The organism is Pontibacter diazotrophicus (genome assembly GCF_003367245.1).
GTDB classification, from domain to species: Bacteria; Bacteroidota; Bacteroidia; order Cytophagales; family Hymenobacteraceae; genus Pontibacter; species Pontibacter diazotrophicus.
In genome coordinates this window covers 55431-76019 of record NZ_QRGR01000025.1, presented here as the reverse complement: position 1 = coordinate 76019, position 20589 = coordinate 55431, and the positions used below count along the sequence as shown (strand labels likewise).

The 20589-nt window shown below is 45.3% G+C and carries 18 protein-coding genes and 1 pseudogene; 9 read left to right on the top strand and 10 right to left on the bottom strand.

From position 1 onward, the window contains the following. Nucleotides 1-636 precede the first annotated feature (636 nt). Nucleotides 637-765 carry a hypothetical protein gene (locus DXT99_RS27750; RefSeq protein WP_262511371.1) on the top strand — a complete coding sequence of 43 codons (129 nt, stop codon included), beginning with the start codon at nucleotides 637-639 and terminating at the stop codon, nucleotides 763-765. Nucleotides 766-1152: 387 nt separating this feature from the next. On the opposite strand, the gene DXT99_RS20240 is transcribed toward DXT99_RS27750, so the two are convergent. Then, nucleotides 1153-2253, bottom strand: coding sequence for a DUF3800 domain-containing protein (locus DXT99_RS20240; protein ID WP_115567411.1), 1101 nt, complete (start codon nucleotides 2251-2253; stop codon nucleotides 1153-1155). Nucleotides 2254-3203: 950 nt separating this feature from the next. On the opposite strand from DXT99_RS20240, the gene DXT99_RS20230 reads away from it, so the two are divergent. Then, the gene (locus DXT99_RS20230; protein WP_115567409.1) at nucleotides 3204-3683 is read left to right on the top strand and encodes a hypothetical protein; all 480 of its coding nucleotides are present in this window, start codon (nucleotides 3204-3206) and stop codon (nucleotides 3681-3683) included. A gap of 88 nt (nucleotides 3684-3771) precedes the next feature. Then, on the top strand, nucleotides 3772-4389 hold the full coding sequence (locus tag DXT99_RS20225) for a hypothetical protein (RefSeq protein WP_147294263.1): 618 nt from the start codon (nucleotides 3772-3774) through the stop codon (nucleotides 4387-4389). An 83-nt stretch (nucleotides 4390-4472) separates the two neighbouring features. Here the strand turns inward: DXT99_RS20225 and DXT99_RS20220 are convergent, their stop codons facing one another. Beyond that, nucleotides 4473-5495, bottom strand: a complete 1023-nt coding sequence (locus DXT99_RS20220; protein WP_115567407.1) for an IS110 family RNA-guided transposase — start codon at nucleotides 5493-5495, stop codon at nucleotides 4473-4475. A 265-nt stretch (nucleotides 5496-5760) separates the two neighbouring features. On the opposite strand from DXT99_RS20220, the gene DXT99_RS20215 reads away from it, so the two are divergent. Continuing rightward, on the top strand, nucleotides 5761-6873 hold the full coding sequence (locus DXT99_RS20215; protein WP_115567406.1) for an SIR2 family protein: 1113 nt from the start codon (nucleotides 5761-5763) through the stop codon (nucleotides 6871-6873). 202 nt (nucleotides 6874-7075) lie between these two features. Here the strand turns inward: DXT99_RS20215 and qatD are convergent, their stop codons facing one another. Genes qatD through qatA form a run of 4 tightly spaced genes read right to left on the bottom strand, consistent with a single transcriptional unit; the run spans nucleotide 7076 to nucleotide 11969 of the window. Beyond that, entirely contained in the window at nucleotides 7076-7822 is a 747-nt protein-coding gene (gene qatD, locus DXT99_RS20210; RefSeq protein ID WP_115567405.1) for a Qat anti-phage system TatD family nuclease QatD, read from the bottom strand. Between the two features lies 1 nt (nucleotide 7823). After that, entirely contained in the window at nucleotides 7824-9230 is a 1407-nt protein-coding gene (qatC, locus tag DXT99_RS20205; RefSeq protein WP_115567404.1) for a Qat anti-phage system QueC-like protein QatC, read from the bottom strand. A 5-nt stretch (nucleotides 9231-9235) separates the two neighbouring features. Next, the gene (qatB, locus tag DXT99_RS20200) at nucleotides 9236-10069 is read right to left on the bottom strand and encodes a Qat anti-phage system associated protein QatB (protein WP_115567403.1); all 834 of its coding nucleotides are present in this window, start codon (nucleotides 10067-10069) and stop codon (nucleotides 9236-9238) included. Between the two features lie 10 nt (nucleotides 10070-10079). Continuing rightward, entirely contained in the window at nucleotides 10080-11969 is a 1890-nt protein-coding gene (qatA, locus tag DXT99_RS20195) for a Qat anti-phage system ATPase QatA (protein WP_115567402.1), read from the bottom strand. Between the two features lie 448 nt (nucleotides 11970-12417). Between qatA and DXT99_RS20190 the strand changes: the two genes are divergently transcribed. Then, nucleotides 12418-13143, top strand: a complete 726-nt coding sequence (locus DXT99_RS20190; RefSeq protein ID WP_115567401.1) for a DUF6088 family protein — start codon at nucleotides 12418-12420, stop codon at nucleotides 13141-13143. Then, nucleotides 13140-14114: a nucleotidyl transferase AbiEii/AbiGii toxin family protein gene (locus DXT99_RS20185; protein WP_115567400.1), complete on the top strand. Its 975-nt coding sequence runs from the start codon at nucleotides 13140-13142 to the stop codon at nucleotides 14112-14114. Before DXT99_RS20190 ends, DXT99_RS20185 begins: the two co-directional genes overlap by 4 nt. 35 nt (nucleotides 14115-14149) lie before the next feature. On the opposite strand, the gene DXT99_RS27380 is transcribed toward DXT99_RS20185, so the two are convergent. The 4 genes and pseudogenes from DXT99_RS27380 to DXT99_RS20175 all read right to left on the bottom strand — a co-directional run bounded on the left by DXT99_RS27380 (nucleotide 14150) and on the right by DXT99_RS20175 (nucleotide 16937). Next, on the bottom strand, nucleotides 14150-14542 hold the full coding sequence (locus DXT99_RS27380; RefSeq protein WP_394851335.1) for an MIT C-terminal domain-containing protein: 393 nt from the start codon (nucleotides 14540-14542) through the stop codon (nucleotides 14150-14152). Between the two features lie 18 nt (nucleotides 14543-14560). Continuing rightward, nucleotides 14561-14812: a hypothetical protein gene (locus tag DXT99_RS27985; RefSeq protein ID WP_246000876.1), complete on the bottom strand. Its 252-nt coding sequence runs from the start codon at nucleotides 14810-14812 to the stop codon at nucleotides 14561-14563. 27 nt (nucleotides 14813-14839) lie between these two features. Beyond that, nucleotides 14840-14920, bottom strand: a pseudogene (locus tag DXT99_RS27980) (hypothetical protein); the annotation flags it as partial. A 238-nt stretch (nucleotides 14921-15158) separates the two neighbouring features. Beyond that, nucleotides 15159-16937: a beta-galactosidase domain 4-containing protein gene (locus tag DXT99_RS20175; protein ID WP_115567399.1), complete on the bottom strand. Its 1779-nt coding sequence runs from the start codon at nucleotides 16935-16937 to the stop codon at nucleotides 15159-15161. Between the two features lie 128 nt (nucleotides 16938-17065). Here DXT99_RS20175 and DXT99_RS20170 point away from each other — a divergent pair, with 128 nt between their 5' ends. The 3 genes from DXT99_RS20170 to DXT99_RS20160 all read left to right on the top strand — a co-directional run bounded on the left by DXT99_RS20170 (nucleotide 17066) and on the right by DXT99_RS20160 (nucleotide 20538). Beyond that, a complete protein-coding gene (locus DXT99_RS20170; RefSeq protein WP_115567398.1) occupies nucleotides 17066-17329 on the top strand; it encodes a hypothetical protein in 264 nt (87 codons plus the stop codon). 206 nt (nucleotides 17330-17535) lie between these two features. Continuing rightward, nucleotides 17536-18876, top strand: coding sequence for an erythromycin esterase family protein (locus tag DXT99_RS20165; RefSeq protein ID WP_115567397.1), 1341 nt, complete (start codon nucleotides 17536-17538; stop codon nucleotides 18874-18876). A 453-nt stretch (nucleotides 18877-19329) separates the two neighbouring features. Beyond that, the gene (locus DXT99_RS20160) at nucleotides 19330-20538 is read left to right on the top strand and encodes an alpha/beta hydrolase family protein (protein WP_181885197.1); all 1209 of its coding nucleotides are present in this window, start codon (nucleotides 19330-19332) and stop codon (nucleotides 20536-20538) included. The last annotated feature ends 51 nt before the right edge of the window (nucleotides 20539-20589 follow it).

Below are 20589 nucleotides of genomic sequence, written 5' to 3'. Positions count from 1 at the left end.
CCGCTACCGTTGCCAATTCCTTATTATCAGCTCTCAAACATTCTTGAGAAGATATATAACCTTCATAGGTATCGAAGTACTTCTTGTAGTTTTACTATATCGGTTTCCAATTCTTCATCTTACCTGTTCTATGCAAAGGGAACAATTTAGTATGAACATGGTCTACACCAAAACCTTCTATCATCATGCCTGTACGACCAACATTATTGAATGATTTATTTATTTAAATCATCAGTCCTTGGGTAAAGTTCGGTTCTATACACAGTGTACAGCTCATCCACGTTCTCATGAAAACGGTCAAAGTTCAGCTCATCCTGCATTCACAGGATAATTAGGATGCTGCAGGTCATGCCATGCCCTATACCTAGAATATTGATGAGGGAGATGACTTTGTTCTGCATCAGGTTCCGAATGGCTACTTTGAAGTAGTGTTGTATCATGGCTTTGGTTTTGTACTAAGAAGCTCGCCCCGCTTTGAAATTGCTGCGTTGCGGTATAGCCATTAGAAACTTTGATGCCAATTATACATACTTTTGAACTACAGCAACTTGTCCATCACTATATTCAAGACCTGTACGCTTTTGATACAGTTTCCCGCGATACACCTGTGCGCTTTCATTACACGCATGTGCACAAATGCTTTTTAAGCTTTTCGAGTGCCGGAGTGGCGTGTGGGATACCCGCCGTCCGGGCCAGCGGGGCCACCGGGGCGGTGTAGGGATGAAGCGCAGAGGTCTGGTCAAGGACAATATCTGCTATGAATGACTAGCGCAGAAGCAACGGCAGTTTAATATCCGGCCTTTTGTCAAGGGTGCGCAAGGAGTACGTCACCCCATCCCTGCCCACTAGGGTGGCGGTGTATCTGACGAAGCGTGGGGCCATGGTATATATAAAAGCGTTTCCCCTCAAATGTTTTCAAGCCGCCATCTTACTGACTTGTCCCGCAAAACGTGAGAATAATAGGATCGTGGAGCTTCTAGCGGCGCCTGCCTCCTGCAGCCAGTATGACGTCTCACAAATCAAAATCATCCATAACTTGATGATACGTTGCGTCTGATGAGGAATAACTATTTTATCCAGACAGTCGCACCTATCAGGAAAGTTTCGCCAGCAGCTTCTTCAGGTTATCATATTCCGGTTGCTCCAGCACATTCAACTCTCCCCCAGTCGCCAGCTCCAGGGCTCGCTGGCACTGGCCCAGCCTGCCGAGCATCGGATGTATCTGCTGATTATAGTAATTGAAGAAATTGTAAATGAATTGAAGAAATTGTAAATGTCCCTGGTGGAGCAGGGCAGCTTGTAGCCGGCGCTGGAGGAGACGATGAGCACGCCCTCGTCCCGCACCGGCCCCACCACGAGCGAGCGGAAGCGGTGCTCGGTGTAATTCTCATATCTGTAGGAGTTGAGGTGCTGCAGCAGTTCGTAGGTGTGGATGAAGCGGGTCTTGTAGTTATAGGTAAAGACCATCAGCAGGTACTCCACGAAAACCATCCGGCTCCGGATAACCGGGTCCTCGCTGCCCGCATGCCGCTGCAAATACTCCCGCGCCCGCAGCTGCGCTGCCGCTGTGATGGCCTCGTCCTGCTCGTACACTGCCATGCCCTCGGTGTCTACGGTGTAGGGCACATACCCCTCCGGCCAGCGGTTTGACCCCACGCACTTACTGGCCAGCTCCTGCTCCACATCCACCTCTGACAGCCCGGCGTGAAACGCGTTGAGGCTTTCGCCCAGGAAGGAAGCCAGCTGCAGCAGCTCTGCCTCTTCTGCATTCGAGAAAGTAAAGGTGGCCGGGGAGAAAAGGTCCACCTGGTGGTTTTCGTGGATGTAGCGGCGGAAGCTCTCCATGAACTCGGGGGTGCCCAGCTCATTGGCCACGATGCTCAAGTGCGGGACGGTGCGGTAGAGGTTGTTGTAGATAAGCCCGGAGAGAAATTTGTAGAACGTGCCCTTGTACTGGAGGGGAGACTTCTGGTGCAGCTTGCGCTTGTCCACCAGTAGGGCGTGGTAAGTGAAATCCAATTTCTTCAGCTCTTTTATGAACTCCCTCCGCTGCGCCTGGAACAGGGGGCCATCCGCAAAACGGATATTCCCATTCGAAAAATGCCGGTCGCGGATGCGGCGGAACCCCTCCTCTACTTCCCTTTTGTTCTCTTCCTCCACCAGCACAACCGTGACGGAGAAGTGGGTATCCTCCGGGCTGTCGAAGTGAAAGCCATGCGCCCCCGCCACGGAGACAAAACCTGTTTTGGCCATAGTGTGTAGTTGTGACTGTGATGCCGGAAGCACTTTCCCGGTTGCTGCTTTTAATATATTAATTATAGTGTCATTTTCTATATTCAGCTAAAAAGATTAGCCGCTGTCAGTATGTTACGCTATTTAAACGAAGTCAAAAAAGCGTAACTGATTGCCATGAATCTGGCGGGTAAGGCAGCCCTTCCCCGGCAAGCTTTGTCCCCACCGTCCAGCACTCCGCCAGATTATTCTAATCTGTCAGAGAGCTTTCCGTGCGCTGGCCACCCTTCCGCCAGCCTCCTCATTTCGCTGCGCTCCATTCTTCCGCTGCCGGAAAAGTGGCTTCCCCACCGCGCCAGGCAAACTCCAACCGCGTGTTACTTCATCAACATAAAAAGTAAAGTAAACAGAATAATACACGCTTACTGTGTTTCCTGCTTCAAGCTTGCCATCCCGACCCCACGGCAATGCTCTCCGGGATAAGGCTCTGACTTTGCCTCTCCTCAACGAAGGCTCTAACTGGTTTCAAATCAGGAGAAGATGTGACAAAAGGGGAAGGAAAGCAGGTTGTGCCGTTAATGATTTGTACTCCTCAACATCTATCAAGGGACAGCCCTGGGTTACATTCAGACCCTGCCGTGGCACTGCTCCAGCAGGGCCACGCAGATTTGCACCCACATTACCTGATACGCATTAGACAAGATCTTGAGCCCGCTTGATAAGCTATAGAATGATGCTACATTAGCGATTGCACGAAACATGCCACGCTTAAAACAGGGTGTAGGAAGCGGGTATCTTCAAAAAGTTTCTTATATTGAAGAAGGAAGATATAATGATGAAAGTCTGTGAAACAGCCGCTAAAACAACACATACTGCTACAAGAGTGGACCAGACGACTTCCATACATAGTGCAGCTAGCAGGAGTCGTACTCCTGCTAGCCAATAGTTGGCACATATTGTAATTAAAGAAAATGAAGAAGGCTTATCTGTCTGTACTCTTACTGGTTGTATTTCATAGCCTTTGTTTCTCACAAACTGTAGGGGAAAAGGAGTATAGAATTACAATAAAGGAGTGGGCAATGGGTGCAGATAATCACTTTATCATAACTGCTGACTCTGTAAAAATACGGAAGAGTGCATACCCTGAAGATATTTACTATACCTCCGCATTAACGAAAGAAGAGAGCCAGAAGATATTCGCCCCAATTGAAGCCGTTGATTTAAGAAAATTAGAAGAGCCTGTATATGTTTTTACAGCCCCACTACCTGAAGGAGAACTAAGCGACCATGGCTACCAGTATGATATAATGGTTCAGAAAGGAAGTGTTACAAAAGGCTTCCATATTGAGAGAGTCAAAGTAGATTTCTTATATGCCTTTATCAGTAGATTAAACCATTATTTGCCTGACAAATTCAAGGTAGGGTATAATGACACTTACTTGAAAAAATAACAAGTGCCAACAAAGTTCATAGTATAGGCTACGGCTTCGACTTGACCACACTATGCACGAGTAACGTTAGGCTTCAATAAAATCATAGATGTTAAGATTGTTCAGGAAAAAGCTTCCACACTGCGATAAGCTTTTTAAAGAGTATTTAAGTCCATGGTATTCAGCAGAAGACAAGCCTGAAATGACTCGTCCAGATATGTACATTATAGCTGGTTATGAAGGACAAAATCTTGACCTGGATGAACTACAGTATTTGCCAGAAGAATTGCTACAGGAAGTAAAGAGCGCCATTGATATAGTAACTAACGCTGCCTTACAGGACTATCAGAGCATCAAAGAATCCGATAGTATAAGCCTTGCATTACTTGATGAAGTAGATAGATTTTATGACAGAGCAGCAGTTGCGCAGATAATAAAGGATAGCGACCCCAAGGATTATTCCAACCAGTACTTGATTTCTGTTTGTGAGTTTGGAGCCACTTTAGGTTACCTGTTCAACCAGTCAATTGAATTTGGCTGGCTCTATTCTTATCCTTACTTTAATTCTATCATAGTGCATAAAGAAACAGGATTTGGAATCACTGTTTTCGATTGGGCGGTTAAGAAATTCAGCGAGTACGGTATAGAAGATGGATTTGCTGCAAAGTATCAAGCAGCCATAAACGGAATAGAAGATTACAAGAAGGAGAAAAATATCGGAGCCTAACCCAATACATAAGTCAAGCTGCGGCTACGCCTCGCTCGCTTTATGTACGAGCCGAAATCTATGAGTAAAACAAGCGTCATGCGCTAAAAATTGTTCAATCTCACTTCATATGGTGTCCCTCGTTTTACCACGGCTACAATCTGGTGGAGCAGCTTATTTCTGACAGCATTCAAGACGCTCATCTTGCTTTTTCCTTCCCCGACTTTCCGCTCGAAATAGGTCTTGAGTTCCTGGTTATAGCGAACGCTGTTCATGGCTGCCATGTGTAGCACGTGCTTGAGCTCTTTGTTGGCAAACTTAGAGACACCTGTTTTGCCCATCACGCTCGTGCCGCTCCTGTACTCAAAGGGAGCCACGCCGCAGTAGCAGGCAAGCTTCCTGCCGTCCTCCATCTTGGTGAAGCCCTGGGTATAGACAAGAAGGGAAATAGCGAGTACCTTTCCCACGCCTTTTACTGAGGTGAGCAGGTCATACTTGCGCTTCAGTTCACCGTCCTTTTCGATAAACTGCTGCATCTTTTCCTCCACCTGCTCCTTGCTTTTCTCCAGCCCCTTGATGGCTTTCCTGTTTACCTGCTCCAGGGTTTTGCCAGAGACAGGGTCCACCTGCAGCAGCTCTTTAATAGTTGTTTTCAGGCTCTGCAGGGCCTTAAGCAGTCTGCTCCTGTTTGCCTGCAAGTCCTTTAGCCTTTCCAGTGTCACGCCTGAAAGGGAGAGGCACTGTGCCTCCTTCTGGTGCAGCAGGGCATAGCGGGCGATGCGCTGTGCGTCCACCTTGTCATCCTTGCCTCGTATCATGCCGATGCTGCGCTTTATCTGCAGGGCGCTCTCCATCCATACCCTTACATCACGAGCCAGCAGGTAGTGCACCAACTGGCGGGTGTAGAGGCCAGTGTGCTCCATGCAGCAGAGGGTTTCCTGTCCTGCCTCACAGCCCTGCTGCTTGAGCCATGCTTTCATGCGCTTGAAGCCTGAGGGGTTGTTGTTGAACTTCTGGTGGAGCATTCTCCCATCGCTGCAGTTAGCCAGGCACACGTCCAGGCTGTCCTTGGATACGTCAACGCCCAGAATGTAGGCGGGTGCTTGGGAATCAATAGGCTTTTCCATATCTTTCAATAGGGGTTGTGCAAGCTATGAGTCGAAACCTTTATAATGGGCCCAAAGTCCCGAAAATCTATATGACCCCTGCCTGCGGGTTGAGAAATAAAGCAGCCAGACTGAATCGGCTCTTAGACCTGTTCGCCTTGTTAGCGGGTAGTGCACTGGCTGCTCTTCAGGTATAGGTAAAAGTTACTCCTATACCTGGTAATATAAAAGTATAGCTATTAGAAAAATGATATACCGCTAATCTAAAGGTTAGCGGGCATTCAAAATGAAAGAAAAGTTCATTAGATATCAACCGAAAAGAGATGTTCTTTTTGTTTTTGGAGCAGGAGCATCAATTGCAGATGGCGGACCACTTCAAAGAGATTTATTGCCCGAAATTTTGAATGCAGATTATGCAGAATCAGAATTAGCCAGCCTCGCCAAAAAGTTCATCCAGGATAATTTTGATACAGAGAATGGAAATGTTCCTTCGCTAGAATCTGTATTCGGTTATTTAGATTACTTCATTTCAAGAAAAGAAAGTTTAAAGGGTGGATACACAACTATTCAACTTATAAGTATTAAGGAGTCACTCATTCGACTCCTTCACCACAGAATTAGTGAATCAAAAACTCGTAGAGGGATTTATAAAAAATTCTTAGAATGCCTTGATAGATTCAATAAGAATGTATCGATAATTACAATGAACTACGACACCCTTCTCGATGAATCGTTTGACTTTTTATATCCTTCCAAAGCTCTTATTGACTACTGCATCAACTTTATGAACTATGAAGAATATGACAAAATTGATGCATTTGATTGGTGGGATAACCCACGAGAACCTGTTAGAATTTGGGATGAGAAGACACCAACACCAATTAAAATAATCAAGATTCACGGTTCATTAAATTGGAAATACTGTAACTGCTGTAGTCAAGTATTACTTACTCCTTGGGACACAAATATTGACTTAAAGACTCAAGGTTTCAAAGGAAGAATCGGTGCAAGCTGTGAAAATCCAGAAGAAATCGTTTTTGATTTAAAGTGTCCAAATGATGAAACACCCTTTGACACCTTCATAGTACCTCCATCTCACATTAAGGACTTAAATCATCCTGCCATCTCGAAACTTTTTGATGAAGCTGCAATCGAAATTCGAAAAACGGAAAAAATAATATTCATTGGATACTCATTTCCCGAAGCTGATGTTCATATAAAGGCCTTATTCAAAAAGAATATGTTGGACGAAACAGAAATTGAAGTTGTAGACCCTTACTTAAATGAGACGATAAAAAGTAATTACAAAAGCATATCACAAAATGCTGTCTTCATTAAAGATACTTTTGAGAATTACATAGAAAAGGAATTGGAAAATAAAATAAAAACAACCCGCTAACAATGGTTATAAGACATAGGGCGGACAGTGCTTTCCGCAAGTTTCGGATTAATAGAAGCTTTGTCTCGGTGAACAAGTACGCAGCTCCGAAATGTCCTACGTTTCGTACCCGGAACGGTATAACTATTGGAAAAATGATACAGCGCTAATCTAAAGGTTAACATAATAGCCGATAAGTAGCCTTATGTTAAATACGGGAATGTTAGGCTGGCAAAAGCAATCTCGTAAAATTTTCCCAGATTTTATATTTTACCTGATCTTGGTCCTTCATCCAAATTGTAGCTAGACCTTTAACCGCCTCCTGTAGGGACTGTTCCCGAGTAAAAATTTTGTCTGAAAAGGTGAATGGTGCATCAGTTTCGGTAACAAGTTTATCTTGTGGAATTTCCTTAATAATATTTTGACCATTCTTACTGGCTAACATTCTATGGTTTATGGAAAAGAAATAGCCACGTTCGACCGCACTTTTCAAGTCTCTTGAACTTCCAGAATACCAGTGCAAGATAACCTGATGTTGCGTACCTTTTAAAGCAGTAGTAAGTTCATCTATTGTTTCCTTAGCCGCTCCTCTACTATGCACCGTGAGAACCTTCGGGTTTGAATTTTTAACTGAATCCAAAAGGCTTCTAAACACTTTAAGTTGTGTGTCACGGACTGATTTTCCCTTTGAAGTGCCATCTAGCCCAATTTCGCCTATATATTTCGCTTTAGAGCATAGATTATCAAATGAGTCTGTTTCGTGCTCTCGCTCTACAGCGAGTTCGGGATGCAGCCCAAGTGCTACCCTAATATTGTGGCTCTCTCCGAAGAGTTTTTGATTAGGAGCCCATAGAACGGGAGTATTCGTGACTGTAATGGTCTTTATAGGCAAGTTGTCCTCCTCGTCAACACTAGACCTGATGCCTTTGAACAGGTCTAGGTGACAATGGGTATCTACATAATAAGGCATATCACTCAACAACAGTCACGTTTTGTAATACGGCTTCTACCTCTTCCAGCCCCCTTTTGTATACAGCTAAAGACTGGTCAGGAAACTCCAGCGGTCCAGTAAGCCTGATGGCAGCAGTTAAAAAGTTAGGGTCTTGACGAACTCTCTCAATCATATACTTGAACGCCATGACATTTTCCCCTTTTGCAGTCTTATCCTCCACTTTTGCTGTTGATGCGTGCAAACGCGTCGTGTAAATATCAGTTCTGTAGCGTCTTCCTTCTATTAATTGATCATTATCATCGGGTTGATTTGCTTTCTTCAAGGCCGCACGGCGTATGATGCACGGCACACATCTCCCGCAGTGCCTTCTCCCAGCCCCTTCAATATTTGCATTACGAGTAGAAGGCCGGCTGCAAGACATAGTATCTGCCCCAGCGACAAAGGCAGGGTCACCACACTCCAAGAGCATCTCACCTTTGGTTTTGAACTCAAAAGGATTGATGACATCTATATTTATACCAACTGCGTTGAGGAGCCTTTGCATTAAGTTTAGGTAAAAAGGGTGTGTCGTTCGAGTGCTGTAAGCACCAATTCGTAGTGGCGTTAAAGGAAGGTTTAGCGTGATAAATCCATTCTCCGGGATATAAAGCTTTTTTCTTGTATTTTCTTCGGATTCAGGCAGAGCCGTGGCACAGGCAGCCCCTAAAGCTAGGAACAGGAAGGAGCGCCCTCGCTCCGTGTTTTCACCTTCTATCGCTTTACCATTTAGCTTTGGTTTCCCTATTCTAACAAAAGCTTTTACTAATTCTGGTGACACAGAGCCATAGCGGCTGATGATCTCTTGGCTGGCCTTATTCCGGAAATCTGATACGTCGCTGCTTTTTGCGTGCCCAACAAGAAGCGGCCTTATTCCATCCTGTAAGAGCTTCATCGCGCCTATAAAGCTATCCATTCCCCCAGAAAACAGACACACTGTGTCTGTTGCATACTCTGTTGGTTTCATCTCTTTGTTAGATACAGCGATGCTGCTGGTACCTTGCCTAAAAGTAACCTGCCATAAGTCTCCAGTCAAAAAGTTCAGAATATCTGCAATGAGCTGCTGCTGTGACTGCCATAGTGCAGCATCGCTTACTGGCACAAACAGGTGAAACTGCCTGGTCCAACCGTCATCTGAGTTTCTGTACCGGTTGATACTGGTGTCTGCGGCGTAAGCGGTACAGGCTAACGCCAAAATGTCGAGCCCCTGCAAGGAAGGACTTAACTTAAGCCGACGTAGCTCCTTTAGTAATTTGTCAATGCTTATTCTTTGCTCCTTTTGTTCTGTGTTCTGGATATAAAATGTGTAGAAGGCAGAGAATTGATCATGTTCAACCAATGCTCCGTCATCATTATTACCTATTCGTAACTCTATTCCTATTTGAGGCATGTTGTCTATTTTTGTGAACCAACGATTGATTTAAAGGCTATACTGTAAATTTTAAGCACTGCCTGATCTAAATTGCTACGGTCTGCCATCTTCCCTCTCAGCTCAGGCACTATACGGCTATGAACAAGACCGCTTACGATCTGGTATAGCTTCTCTTCTACTCCGATAGCTCTAGCTGGATCTGACGTAGAAGTTGTTAATGATCTTCCTACATCACAGATGAGCTTATAAACAATGCTCTCTTCCAGAAACACGGCCATCATTTCACAGACCTGTGGCTCTGTAAGGCTCTTTAAGTCCAAACCTGGCATATATTTCACCAAGCGTGTTATTGTGACCGCGTATGCTTCTCGTGTTACTGTGTCATCTAGTAAGGCAGATGTGCCACAAACATGTTCCATCAGCGCTGATAACACTTGTATAGCAGGCTTATCTTTGTAGTCACTAAGATTAAGTCTGGTAAGGGTGCTTTCTAATCCGTTCTGACGAATATCGCTAAGTATGGTACCAAATCGCGCTACCGCTTTGCCGGAGCGACTCATTCTACGGGCTGAGCTGGATGCGCCGCCACCTGCCTGCGTGACGTAGTTCTTTAGTACCCGCTCAAGACCTGAATAGTCTCCGGTGCGGACAGCCTCACGAAAGCCGCGCTGACTTTTATCAAAGGGGTTAGCTGGTCGCTGTAATTCTTCTATATTTTCCTTTTCATTGGCTTCATCTTCAGGGTCTTCTGTCGGTTCTGCGTCATTCTTATCATCCAACGATTCTTCCTCATCGATCCAATCTGGAATCAACGGTACAGTTGGTTTAGGACCGTGGCGATTAATGGATGTTCCCATAGTTTGTTAATTATTTTAATTCTTCAATTAGTGCTTTAAGAGTTTGGTCAGCGTTAGGATCTTGTGAGATATTTTCAAAAAGCACCCTTCTTGCTTGCTTACCCTCTGAACTTCTGAAGAAGTCTATTCTAGTAGGTAACCAGGCTCCTAAATCTTTCGGGGCGACGGAATTAAGTAAATCTACTAGGGGAACTTCTAATGAAGCTTGACGCTGCACTAAATATGTCAGGCCTTCCATTGGTTTTGGCATGTTTTTCCAATCCCCTTCCTTCACTGTTAAGGTTTTAAGTTTATCAAAAACAAGCCTTGCCAAACTATCTCCCAGTGCCTTTATTTCAGACTCGTATTTTACAAAAGTTAATCTGATACCTGAAGCTAGGGCTTCAAAGATTGGTGCCAATACAGCAGGAAGGTCATCTGCAACTTTAAAGCTTACAGCACGCTCTCTTGAGATAAAGACATATGGCCTTAAATCTACTTCGCCTAGAGAAGGTGCTTGTTTAGCCCATTCCTGTAAACTTGAATCTAAAGGCTTTTCATTAAATTTTACTTGTTTAGTCTTTGTACTCCCTTTTCTCTGGTCACCCGTATTTTCAGGCTTGATTAGTTCTTCGAGTTGCTTTACAGTGTCTGAAGTGCCCTTATCAGTTACTGTTGCGTCTATTACTACTTTCTCATACACTTCAGAGTGAAAGCGCTCAAGCAGCATGAGTTTTGCCAACACATCCATTGCCACTTTGGTCTCCAGACCATAAATTTTTGCAACGCGCTTTCGCAGAAAGAGAGTATTTAGGAAGCGCTTAATATTCCGTGGATTTCCTCGTAGTTCGTTAGCTAAAGTATTACCCAACTGTTCGGCAACAGCCAAAGTGCCTCTCAAGTCCTGGCTTTCGCCCCCAAATTGTTTTGCTATAAACTCGTAAGACAGCTCAGTATTATCATAAGGCGTTTCTCTTGAGCTCTCGAAAGCATGGCATATTTCTATAAGCCTGTCTTTATCATATTCTAAATGGTTTTGCAGGAGCATAAAACGGATGTAATTCTGAGTCTGCAACCTATTCAGAGACGGAACCCTTATAGGAACCTGAATCAGTTTCTCCAAGTAATGTTTCGTATAATCAGCTTGTGAGACAGGGAGATCAGGGAAATGGCGCCTTACAGCATATTCTATCATTTGTTCGTCTGCTGCGATAACGAATACTGTTCCTTCAATAAACAGGAAAAGTTTAACAGCCTCCAGTATATCTATCACAGCCGTTGGCAAGCAGCGATCTAAATCATCAACCAGCACTACTAATCGCTCAACCGTTGATTCCTTTATCAATTGCTGTAATTCTTTTCTGAAAGCTTCTATTTGTGCTGGAACAGTTGCCTCTTCTGGTTTAAGCCACGGGTCCTCCTCTACTTGGACTTCAACATTCACACTTGGTGATGTTTCATCTTTTTTTGAAAATAAGCTCCTTGCACCTGCCATTAAGCCAGGTACACCAAATAAGGCAGTCGCTGGAAGTCCTAGCGCAGCCGTCATAGCTAAACCTCCGCCAACCTTTGCTACCTTAAGCCAGTTAATGCGCCTGAGAATTGATTTCCCAAGATCAAGCATCTTATCATTAGTACTTCGACTTTTCAACAACTCGTGTACAACTGCTTCCATCAGTGCTGACTTAGTGTCTTCATAACCCTGGTAAAGCCAGCCGTTGAAAGTAAAGCAAAGGGTCTGAGTGTCGCTCTTTAATTCTGTCTCAATCAGAGAAAGTATCGATGTTTTACCGGCACCCCAACTGCCATGTATACCGACAGTTAAGGGCCTTAGCTCCTCTTCGCGCATAATCTCCACTATCGTTTGGGCAACTCGCTGATGTCCGAGAAGGTCTAGGTTTGTTTCTTTGTCATTCCACATATACAGTTCTTATTTTGTTGATGCCGATTCTTCCTCTGCTGCTGTTACCACTTCAATGGCAAACTAAATCCCGTCCACATCTGCCGGGTTGTGAAGCTCCAGATATACTTGCTTGCTCGTATGTAATACAGATTATTCTAGGTGTAGGCTATGTTGGCATTGGAGTGGCTGTCATCTATTTTCAATGGTTGGGATAGCATCAGGAATGCAAAATACTATAATTTTTTATTTGTTATATATTAAACTTTTTATATTATATTTTAATATGATCCACTTACAGAAAGTCCTAAAATTGAATACAATTTTAGGTACTAGATGAGAAGCAATCTATGTTAAGTTAATATATACTATAACTCTCTGTCTCGTTTGTCAAGTTTTATAACAAAAAAACTTGACAAGATAGAAGCTATCTCTTATCTTGAGGCAATTATTATATACCTAAGTATCAATGAGCATTATGCAGCAAGTCCGGGAAAGGATTGAGCAGACTCCGCCTGGGGAATTGCTGACTTATGCTGATTTTAAGGTAAATGATAGCCAACTGGAGGCCCTGGCAGCGGCGCTCAGCCGCCTGGCCAAGCAAGGGGTAATCAACCGACTGGCAAAAGGCCGCTACTACAAGCCAAAGGAAACCGTTTTCGGGAAAGTAAAACCATCTGAAAAAGAGATCATCAAAAGCCTGAGCACCTCCAAAGGCAAAGTGAAGGGGTATGAAAGCGGTTTGGGGCTCTACAACCAGCTGGGCCTGACAACGCAGGTTCCCCAGGAGGTAACGCTGATGACCCGCAAACAGCGCCGGGTAGCGAATGTCGGTAAAACAAAGATCCGTTATGTTCAAAGCCCCACCCACTTCAAGGAGTCTGACATTGACAAGCTTCAGGTTCTAGACGCTCTGCGCGGTTACAAGAAGATTCCGGACCGCAACAGCGAGAAGACGATCCTCATTCTGCTCGAGTATATCAGAAAATTAGCCGAACGCGACATGGATCGGCTCATAGCGCTGGCGCTGGACTACAACCCCGCTACCCGTGCCATGCTGGGAGCTCTGCTGGAGCAGCTGGGCTATGCACAGGAGGCGGATAGGCTAAGGCAGTCGCTCAACCCGCTGACTAAATACAAACTGGGCATTAGCGAGAGCATCTTGCCCAACAGAAAAGACTGGAATATTATATGAACCTGCACCAAAACCCGGAGGTGTTTCGGGATGCCATTACGGCCACGGCAGAGGCCTTGCAGATCAGGGATGTGTATGTGGAGAAAGACTACTGGGTGACGCTGGTGCTTTACCGCCTAGCCCACTCCCCCTACGTGGAGCAAGCCATCTTCAAGGGCGGCACCTCGCTATCCAAGGCCTACAACCTGATTGAGCGCTTTTCTGAGGACATCGACCTGGCCATCAACGCCGAAGAAGGCATGACCAACAACCAGGTCATGCAGCTGATCCGCAAAATCTCAAAAGAGATCACAAAGGACATGGTTGAGGTAGATGACCCGCACAGGACCAGCAAAGGCTCCCGCTTCCGCAAAACACTGCACGACTACGGAGCCTCCGTGCAGGGAGACTACGGTCAAGCAACTGACAAGATTCTGGTCGAGATCAACTCCTTTGCCAGCCCTAATCCACACCAGCTGATGCCGATCAAGACCTACATCAGCCAGTTTATGGCTCAACGTGGTTTGCTGGACCTGATCCGTCAGTACGGGCTAGAGCCTTTTGAGGTGAATGTGGTAAGCCTGGAGCGCACCTTCACAGAGAAAGTGCTGGCCCTGGTGCGGGCCTCTTATGCCGAAAATCCGGTGGATGAATTAGGTAGCAAGATTCGCCATGTCTACGACCTGCACGCCATGCTAAAAGCACCTGCAGTGACCGCTTTCCTGCACAGCGAGGACTTCTTCGAGATGATCCAAGCTGTACAGGCCGATGATGCCCGCAACAGCGAGTTTCAAGGGGACTGGGCCATGCAGCCGTTGTATGCCTGCCTGCTGTTCGCCGATGTAGGAGGAGCCTGGAATTCTTTAGAGACAGCTTACCAACAGGAATTCCGTTCCCTTGTATATGGCACGCTGCCTGACCCGGAGGAGGTAATTGCTGACTTGGAAACAGTCGCTGCACGCCTCAAGACTTTTGGAAACAGAGAAAGTTAATATAGCCTTAAGCCAGATTTTGTAGAGTTTGCTTCTCATACTTTAGAGTCAAAAAGATAAGTAATCTCACAGGCCTTACACAACCGCTTTTCCTGGTAATACTCCGCTATATCGCACCGGCCATTGGTTTTTTGGTAAATATCCAGTCCCCTGCCAAGTACGATTTTCCAGCCATTATTCAGCTCAATGGAGCGGTCATGGATGTTCTCATCAAACTCAAAGGAGAAGAATATACCCGATGGCTCCAGCGAATCAATAATTTCCTTGAAGGCTTCCCTAGCGTTCTCCAGGTAATCTTCGTTGTTGCTGGTGATCAGGTGCAGCTTTACCTCCTGACCCTCTTCTTTTACTTTGGCGACCAGTGCGGTAAATTCCATGAAATTCCGGAGCTGGTACGGCAGTCGGATATAAGGGTCTATTAGCTTTATGTCAGTAGCTCCTGCCAGTTACCTACCAAACAGTTTCTCATAGGAAACGCCTGTCTGATTATCTCGGATAATCTTTTGACTTGCTTCCGGTTCTGCCTCCCTAACCTCTGGTTTAGTTACTATAGCACTTTCAGGTGCTGCTTCAAACGTGGTCTCCGGAGCCTTTTCTTTAGCGCCATATTCGATGATTTCCAGCGTTTGTACTTCCTTCTTCGTGCTAGTGGCTTTGTCGGTATAGCTGAAATCAACTTTCTCAAAGGTCTCGTCCATGATATGAAGCTGCTCCTTCACGCGCCTTCTGCACTCGATAGCGAATTCCAGTAGCTCCTGGGCATCCTCCTTATCAAATTTGCCATCTGGGAAGATTACCTTTACCAGTCCTGAGAAGGTCTTGGAAATAGCCGTTTTATCACGGGTAGTAATGCTATCAGATAGCAGTTTACCTAATTTATTTTTTATGATCTGTTAAAGGGTGCTTCAACCATGTTATCAGAAAACATGGGAGTAATTAGATGTTTTACAGGCAAGAATCTCTGTACTTATTATAACATTAGTTATGGGAGAAACTGCCTTCAGAGGCTGAAAATAAAGGTGCGATTCTGTTCCTATCTTAACTTTATAGCTCTTTACTATAAGGGAAGGTTTTGATGAGTTTCTTTTCTTTATTCGAGCTGTCGTACCTAAATTCTTCCTCTGCTATAGTATGTCCCTTTTCAGCCCAGTCAGTATCCTCCTTTAGCTTTATGCTGAAATGAAAGGTATAGCCTTCTGCCGTTGAATACTCACTAAAGTAAAAGGGTAGTATGACAGCCTGGGTTTTTTGTGGTGGGATGTTGATTTGGCCAATTTTACCCTCCTTCACTATTATTCCATTATCCCTTATTTCCCAGGACAACTCCACATTGTCTAATGCTGTAAAATCATATTTATTGGCTAAATGAAGCATATTTAGTTCATCCACCCAAAAGTCCACCGGCTGGTAACGCTTCTTTAAGTGAAGGCGTTGCCGTTGGCTTAAACTGTGCCAGTTCAGGACCTGGCTTCCTATCACAGGAACATGGTTGTCAATTTCGCTACTCGGGTAAAGAAACAATATGTCTCTTTCAATTACGTTTAGCGTGTCCATCAGTGGTTGATAGGGACCTTTCAACGTCAGGTTTCTGTTGAACGACAGGGCAATTATGGAAGGGTGGTTCTTGAGTGTCCTCACCTTTGCACCAACGTTCGTGATGAGCTTGTTGACTACCTGGAGCTGTTCCTCTGCAGAAAGCCCGCTCATGTCTTCCTGACTGGGCAAATCTAATCGTTGGATGATATACAGGCCGAGTTCATCGCACAGGTCGTATATATCAGTGCCCGTTGCTTCATCAGGGAGCACGATGGTATTGACATTGTGCTCCTTTAGAGAAACAAGGGAGACTTTTAAATCTTCTGGTGTATCGAGTGAGTCAGCAGAAAGGGGTATTTGATAAAAAACTGGATTGAGTGTCAATGGCATGCCTAGCGGCCTATTGCCCAGGTAAATCTTGTTTTTGCGTTGAGAGACTACACTGAACCCAACTTTGGTGCTGAGGACTTGCACCACCTCGCTGTCTGGGGTGGTGACCTGTAGCGTTAAGAAGTACAGGTAAGGCGTTTCGCTGTTCCACTTAAGGAAGTTGTCCCCGTTGAAACGTGTCCCTCTACTACCCATCCGGCCATTCCTACCTGGTTTAGGAAGGCGCTTTATATTGATTGTATCTAACTTTACGTGCTTTAGAGACGCGTCATAAAGGGTGTACCGGTAAGTGTTAGCGCGCAGAGAAGGAGAGTCGGCGTAAAACATCAAGTCCATCTCGATACTCCAGTCTGTGTCTTTGGAAGGAAGCGGATTTCTGTATTGATAGGTATAAAACTCTACAACATTCACCTTTGGAGTCGCGGTCAATATGATTTTACCGGCACTCTTTGGGATAAGGGCACCAGGCTCTGCTACCTTTAGCGCTATCACATTTCGGTTCTCTTTGAGAAAAGAGGTGATGTTTACCCTATTGGGCACTCCCTTTTCTATCAGCACAACCTCTTTTCCGTTAATGAGCAGTTGAAAGGCTGCACTCTGGGGCGTGAGGGTGATAAATAATTCTTTGTCCTTCCACAAGGGGGGGAAATCAAAAGAAGCGGTAAGAGATGCTTCCTTTTTTAAGCTGCCTGTTTTCTGTGGCCTGAAGAGAGCGGAAATATCGGAGTAATAGGGGGAATTTTCTTTCTGGAACGTTAAAGCCTGCGCTTCATTCTGGTAGGCAACAACAATGGGGGAGAATGGCTCCTTCACCCCTTCTGTACTGGTGCTTTCACCCTGAGCTAAAGCTGTAGTACTATGCAGTATAAGAAATATAAAAAGCAGATAGTAACGCATAGTACAAATTTTACATGGGCCTGATGTAACAACCACTCAAGGCTTTAACTATTGTCTCACCAATCAAACATTGAGAGATTTAACTCTAGTTAAGGCTAATAAGGTAAGCATATCTATGCCTTTCCTCAATGACTTCTTCATATAACTTACTTGGCACATTCGGAAACTACGTAACGGCTCTTCTGAACATCACCAAGGACAGAGTCCCGAAACAATTTATACTGTTGCCTCCTATCACCAAACAGTTCACGGCTGCCGTCATCATGCGGCTGGTAGAGCAGGGCGAGGTCGCAGTTGATGTTCCTATTACCCTTTATAAAATTGGTAAGGCTCCCCGTGAAGAGGAGCCGTTCTTTTATGTAATCTATAAGTATCATTATGAACAGTGTTAAAAAGCGAAATCGCCTTTGCAGCCTCCTGGAGAGTATGCGGGATTCGGTACTTTCAGGGGAGCTAAAACTATACTCGGGATTGTGTTATTTTGACAAGAATATATAGTATATTCGGTAGTTAAATTCCGTATATACTCCTGCATTTGGGTGAATAGCAGGAGTGCAGTTCCTGCTATCCAGTAGTGGGGTGTCACTAAAATAAAAAAATGGGAAGCAAATTGATTTCATATTGCAACCTTAGAGTTTTCCTGATTCTCCTTGGCATGATTACCAAGGATGTGTTAGCTCAGGAAACTGATGTAAAAGTTGCCTGGCTCAGGCAGAACGCTATTCCCATCAGTCTTGCATCTTTCCCTGATTCTCAGGCCATAGCTTATTTTGACAAGGTGCTCGCAGACAAGCAGGTCATTCTCTTGGGTGAGCAGAATCATGGTGACGGAACTACCTTCCAACTCTACAGCAATGTGGTGAAACTGCTACACAGCAGGTACGGTTTCGAGGCAGTTGTTTTCGAGAGTGGTTTCTATGATTGCCGCAGAGCATGGAAGAGTATCAGCAATAACGAAGACCCACTTGCTGCTTTCAACAACAGCCTATTTAAGGTATGGGCTCAAAGCGAACAAGTGCAGCCACTGTTTGACTACATAGCTCAACAGGCCAATACTTCTCATCCCTTGGAAGTAAGCGGCTTTGACTGCCAGTTTACAGGTTACTACGGCAGAAAGCTCTTTCTCCATGAAGTTGACTCTCTTGTACAGGTGTTGAGTCCTGCGTACAGGGCATCAGATGAATACCGTGGCTTTAGAATAATCGCCGGCTGGGTAACAGATTATTCCTACCCGCCCCCTTATCCCTCTGTAAAGGAGCGAGAGTTGTTTGTACAGGCCACTGAGCATATTACAGATTTACTATCTGCTTTGCAACCTGAGGAAGGGCTCTTTTGGCAACAGGCGATAAGGAACCTGATAGTTCAGGCTAAAGTCACCTGGTCAGTACAGAGGCTGGACAAAGGGGAGATGACTGGCAGGGAATTTAATAACATCAGGGATGAGCAGATGGCAGATAACGTCTCTTGGCTGTTGGAGGGTCCCTACAAGGGGAAAAAAGTTATCCTTTGGGCAAACTGCTCCCACACCATCAAGAACACCTTCACTTTGGTGCCTAAATCAGGACGGGACATTTTTAAGGGAGCGAACACCATGGGAGATATCCTCTTCGAAAGGTACGGGGAGAGGCTGTATGTGATTGGCACGCTTTCTTTCCAAGGGCAGACAGGGTTTGCGCATTATCCGCAAAAGACAAATGTAGCGCCTGCTCCAGTAGGCACCTGGAACTACCTGTTTCACTTAGCTAACCAAAAAGCAGCATTTCTGGACCTGAACTCACAGGAAGTGCAAAATAGCTGGATTAGCAAGCCTATGAACGCAAGGCTTGACGCATCGATTATCTTTGAGGCTGACTGGACTAAGGTGTTGGATGGTGTTTTCTTTATTCACGATATGGAGCCAAGTAGAAAAGCCGAAAGCAGCCGTGGTATTGAAAAATAGCAACGCCAACCCCGCCTTTACGTTAGCTACGCCACCGCCAAGCCCAATCCATTATTCTTGTTTAACATATATGGGCTTCTCGGCCGACCTAATTCAAAGAATTTACTTAATAACCAAGGTATTTGCGCTGTAGAGTTAGCCTCCAAATGCATCTTTTTGAATAGCTTATAAAACGAAGGTATAACTACTAAAAGTAAAGTTATGACTGTAAGCAAAAAAGATTATCTAAATACTTCTTCTGTTCATTCACGATTCAGTTTTATCTTTCTCTGTGTCCTAGGCCTCTTTCCTTTACCTTTTCGGACAGTCTGGGCACAGGAACTTCCTACTGGTAATTGGGCCGGCAGTTTATCGCCTAGTGAGGATGATAGGCAAGCAGTCTTTCACTTCTCCACTAATGCGGCCGGAGGTACATCTGCCCTTTTTGATTTACCTGCTCAGGGCTTCCACAGTTTGCAGGCTAAGCTTGCTCCTCAGCCAGGCGACAGCCTTAAATTTCATATTCAAAGCTTTGATGCGCATTGGATTTATATTGCCAAATACAACGCTGACAAAAGGGAGATTACCGGCACTTTATCGGTTGCGGGTGCCGGAATTAAGATCCCCCTCCAACTCAAGCCTATAGACCCTCAGGCTGTTCGTCCACTGCGCCCGCAAACCCCCCAGCCGCCTTACCCTTACCGGGAATGGCCGGTTAATTTCAATGGATCCGTCCCTGGTGTGCGCCTTAGCGGCAGCATTACCGCTCCCAAAGGCAAGAAAAAGGTTCCGGGGGTGGTACTGCTCTCAGGTTCCGGTCCGCATAACCGCGACGGCGAGCAATTTTACCATAAAACCTTTCGCGTGTTAGCCGACGAACTCACTCGAAGGGGTTTTGCCGTGCTGCGCTATGATGAGCGGGGTGTGGGCGCCTCTGCCGGAAATTATACGGGTACCACCATAGCAGAATTTGCGCAAGATGCCAAAGCAGCAGTCAAAGCTTTACGATCAGACCGTCGCATTAAAGTAGGCAAAGTTTATGTTATTGGTCATAGCCAAGGGTCTTTGGAAGCCCAGATAGTAGCGGCTGATGATCCAGACGTTGCCGGATTGGTATTTTTAGCTGGGGTTGGGCTACCCGGAGTCGAGTCGCGCAAAGCCCAGTATCGGGCAACCCTGAAAGCAAGAGGTATTACGGAAGAAGCGGCTAAAGAAGACTTGCTTATGTATGACAAATCATACGAAATTGTGGGGGCTGCTCCCGATAGCGCCACTGCTCTGGCCAACCTACAGCAATGGCATAAAGAAATTGAGATGGACCCGCAGTATAGCAACATGTATATTGCTCCCTTTACAGGCAATTGGCTTTTTTACTTCCTTCATTTCGATCCTAAACCAAACTTAAACCGAATTAAAGTACCCGTACTGGCTGTTAGTGGCAACAAGGACACCCAGGTTTTTGTAGAGAAAGAATTTGCGGCCATGAAAGCAGGGTTACAGGCAGGAGGCAACCAGCAGTTCCAATCGGTCATTTTGCCAGGGGTAAACCATTTTATGCAAACAGCCAAAACCGGAGCCTACGACGAACCATTCCAGTTACAGGAAACATTTTCGCCAGCCGGTCTACAAGTTATAGGTGACTGGTTAACGCAACAGGCCCAAATAGAAAACCAAAGAAAATAAAATGTAGCGAACCCCGGAATTGGATTATATCCCACAGCAAGGGCGAGGTTG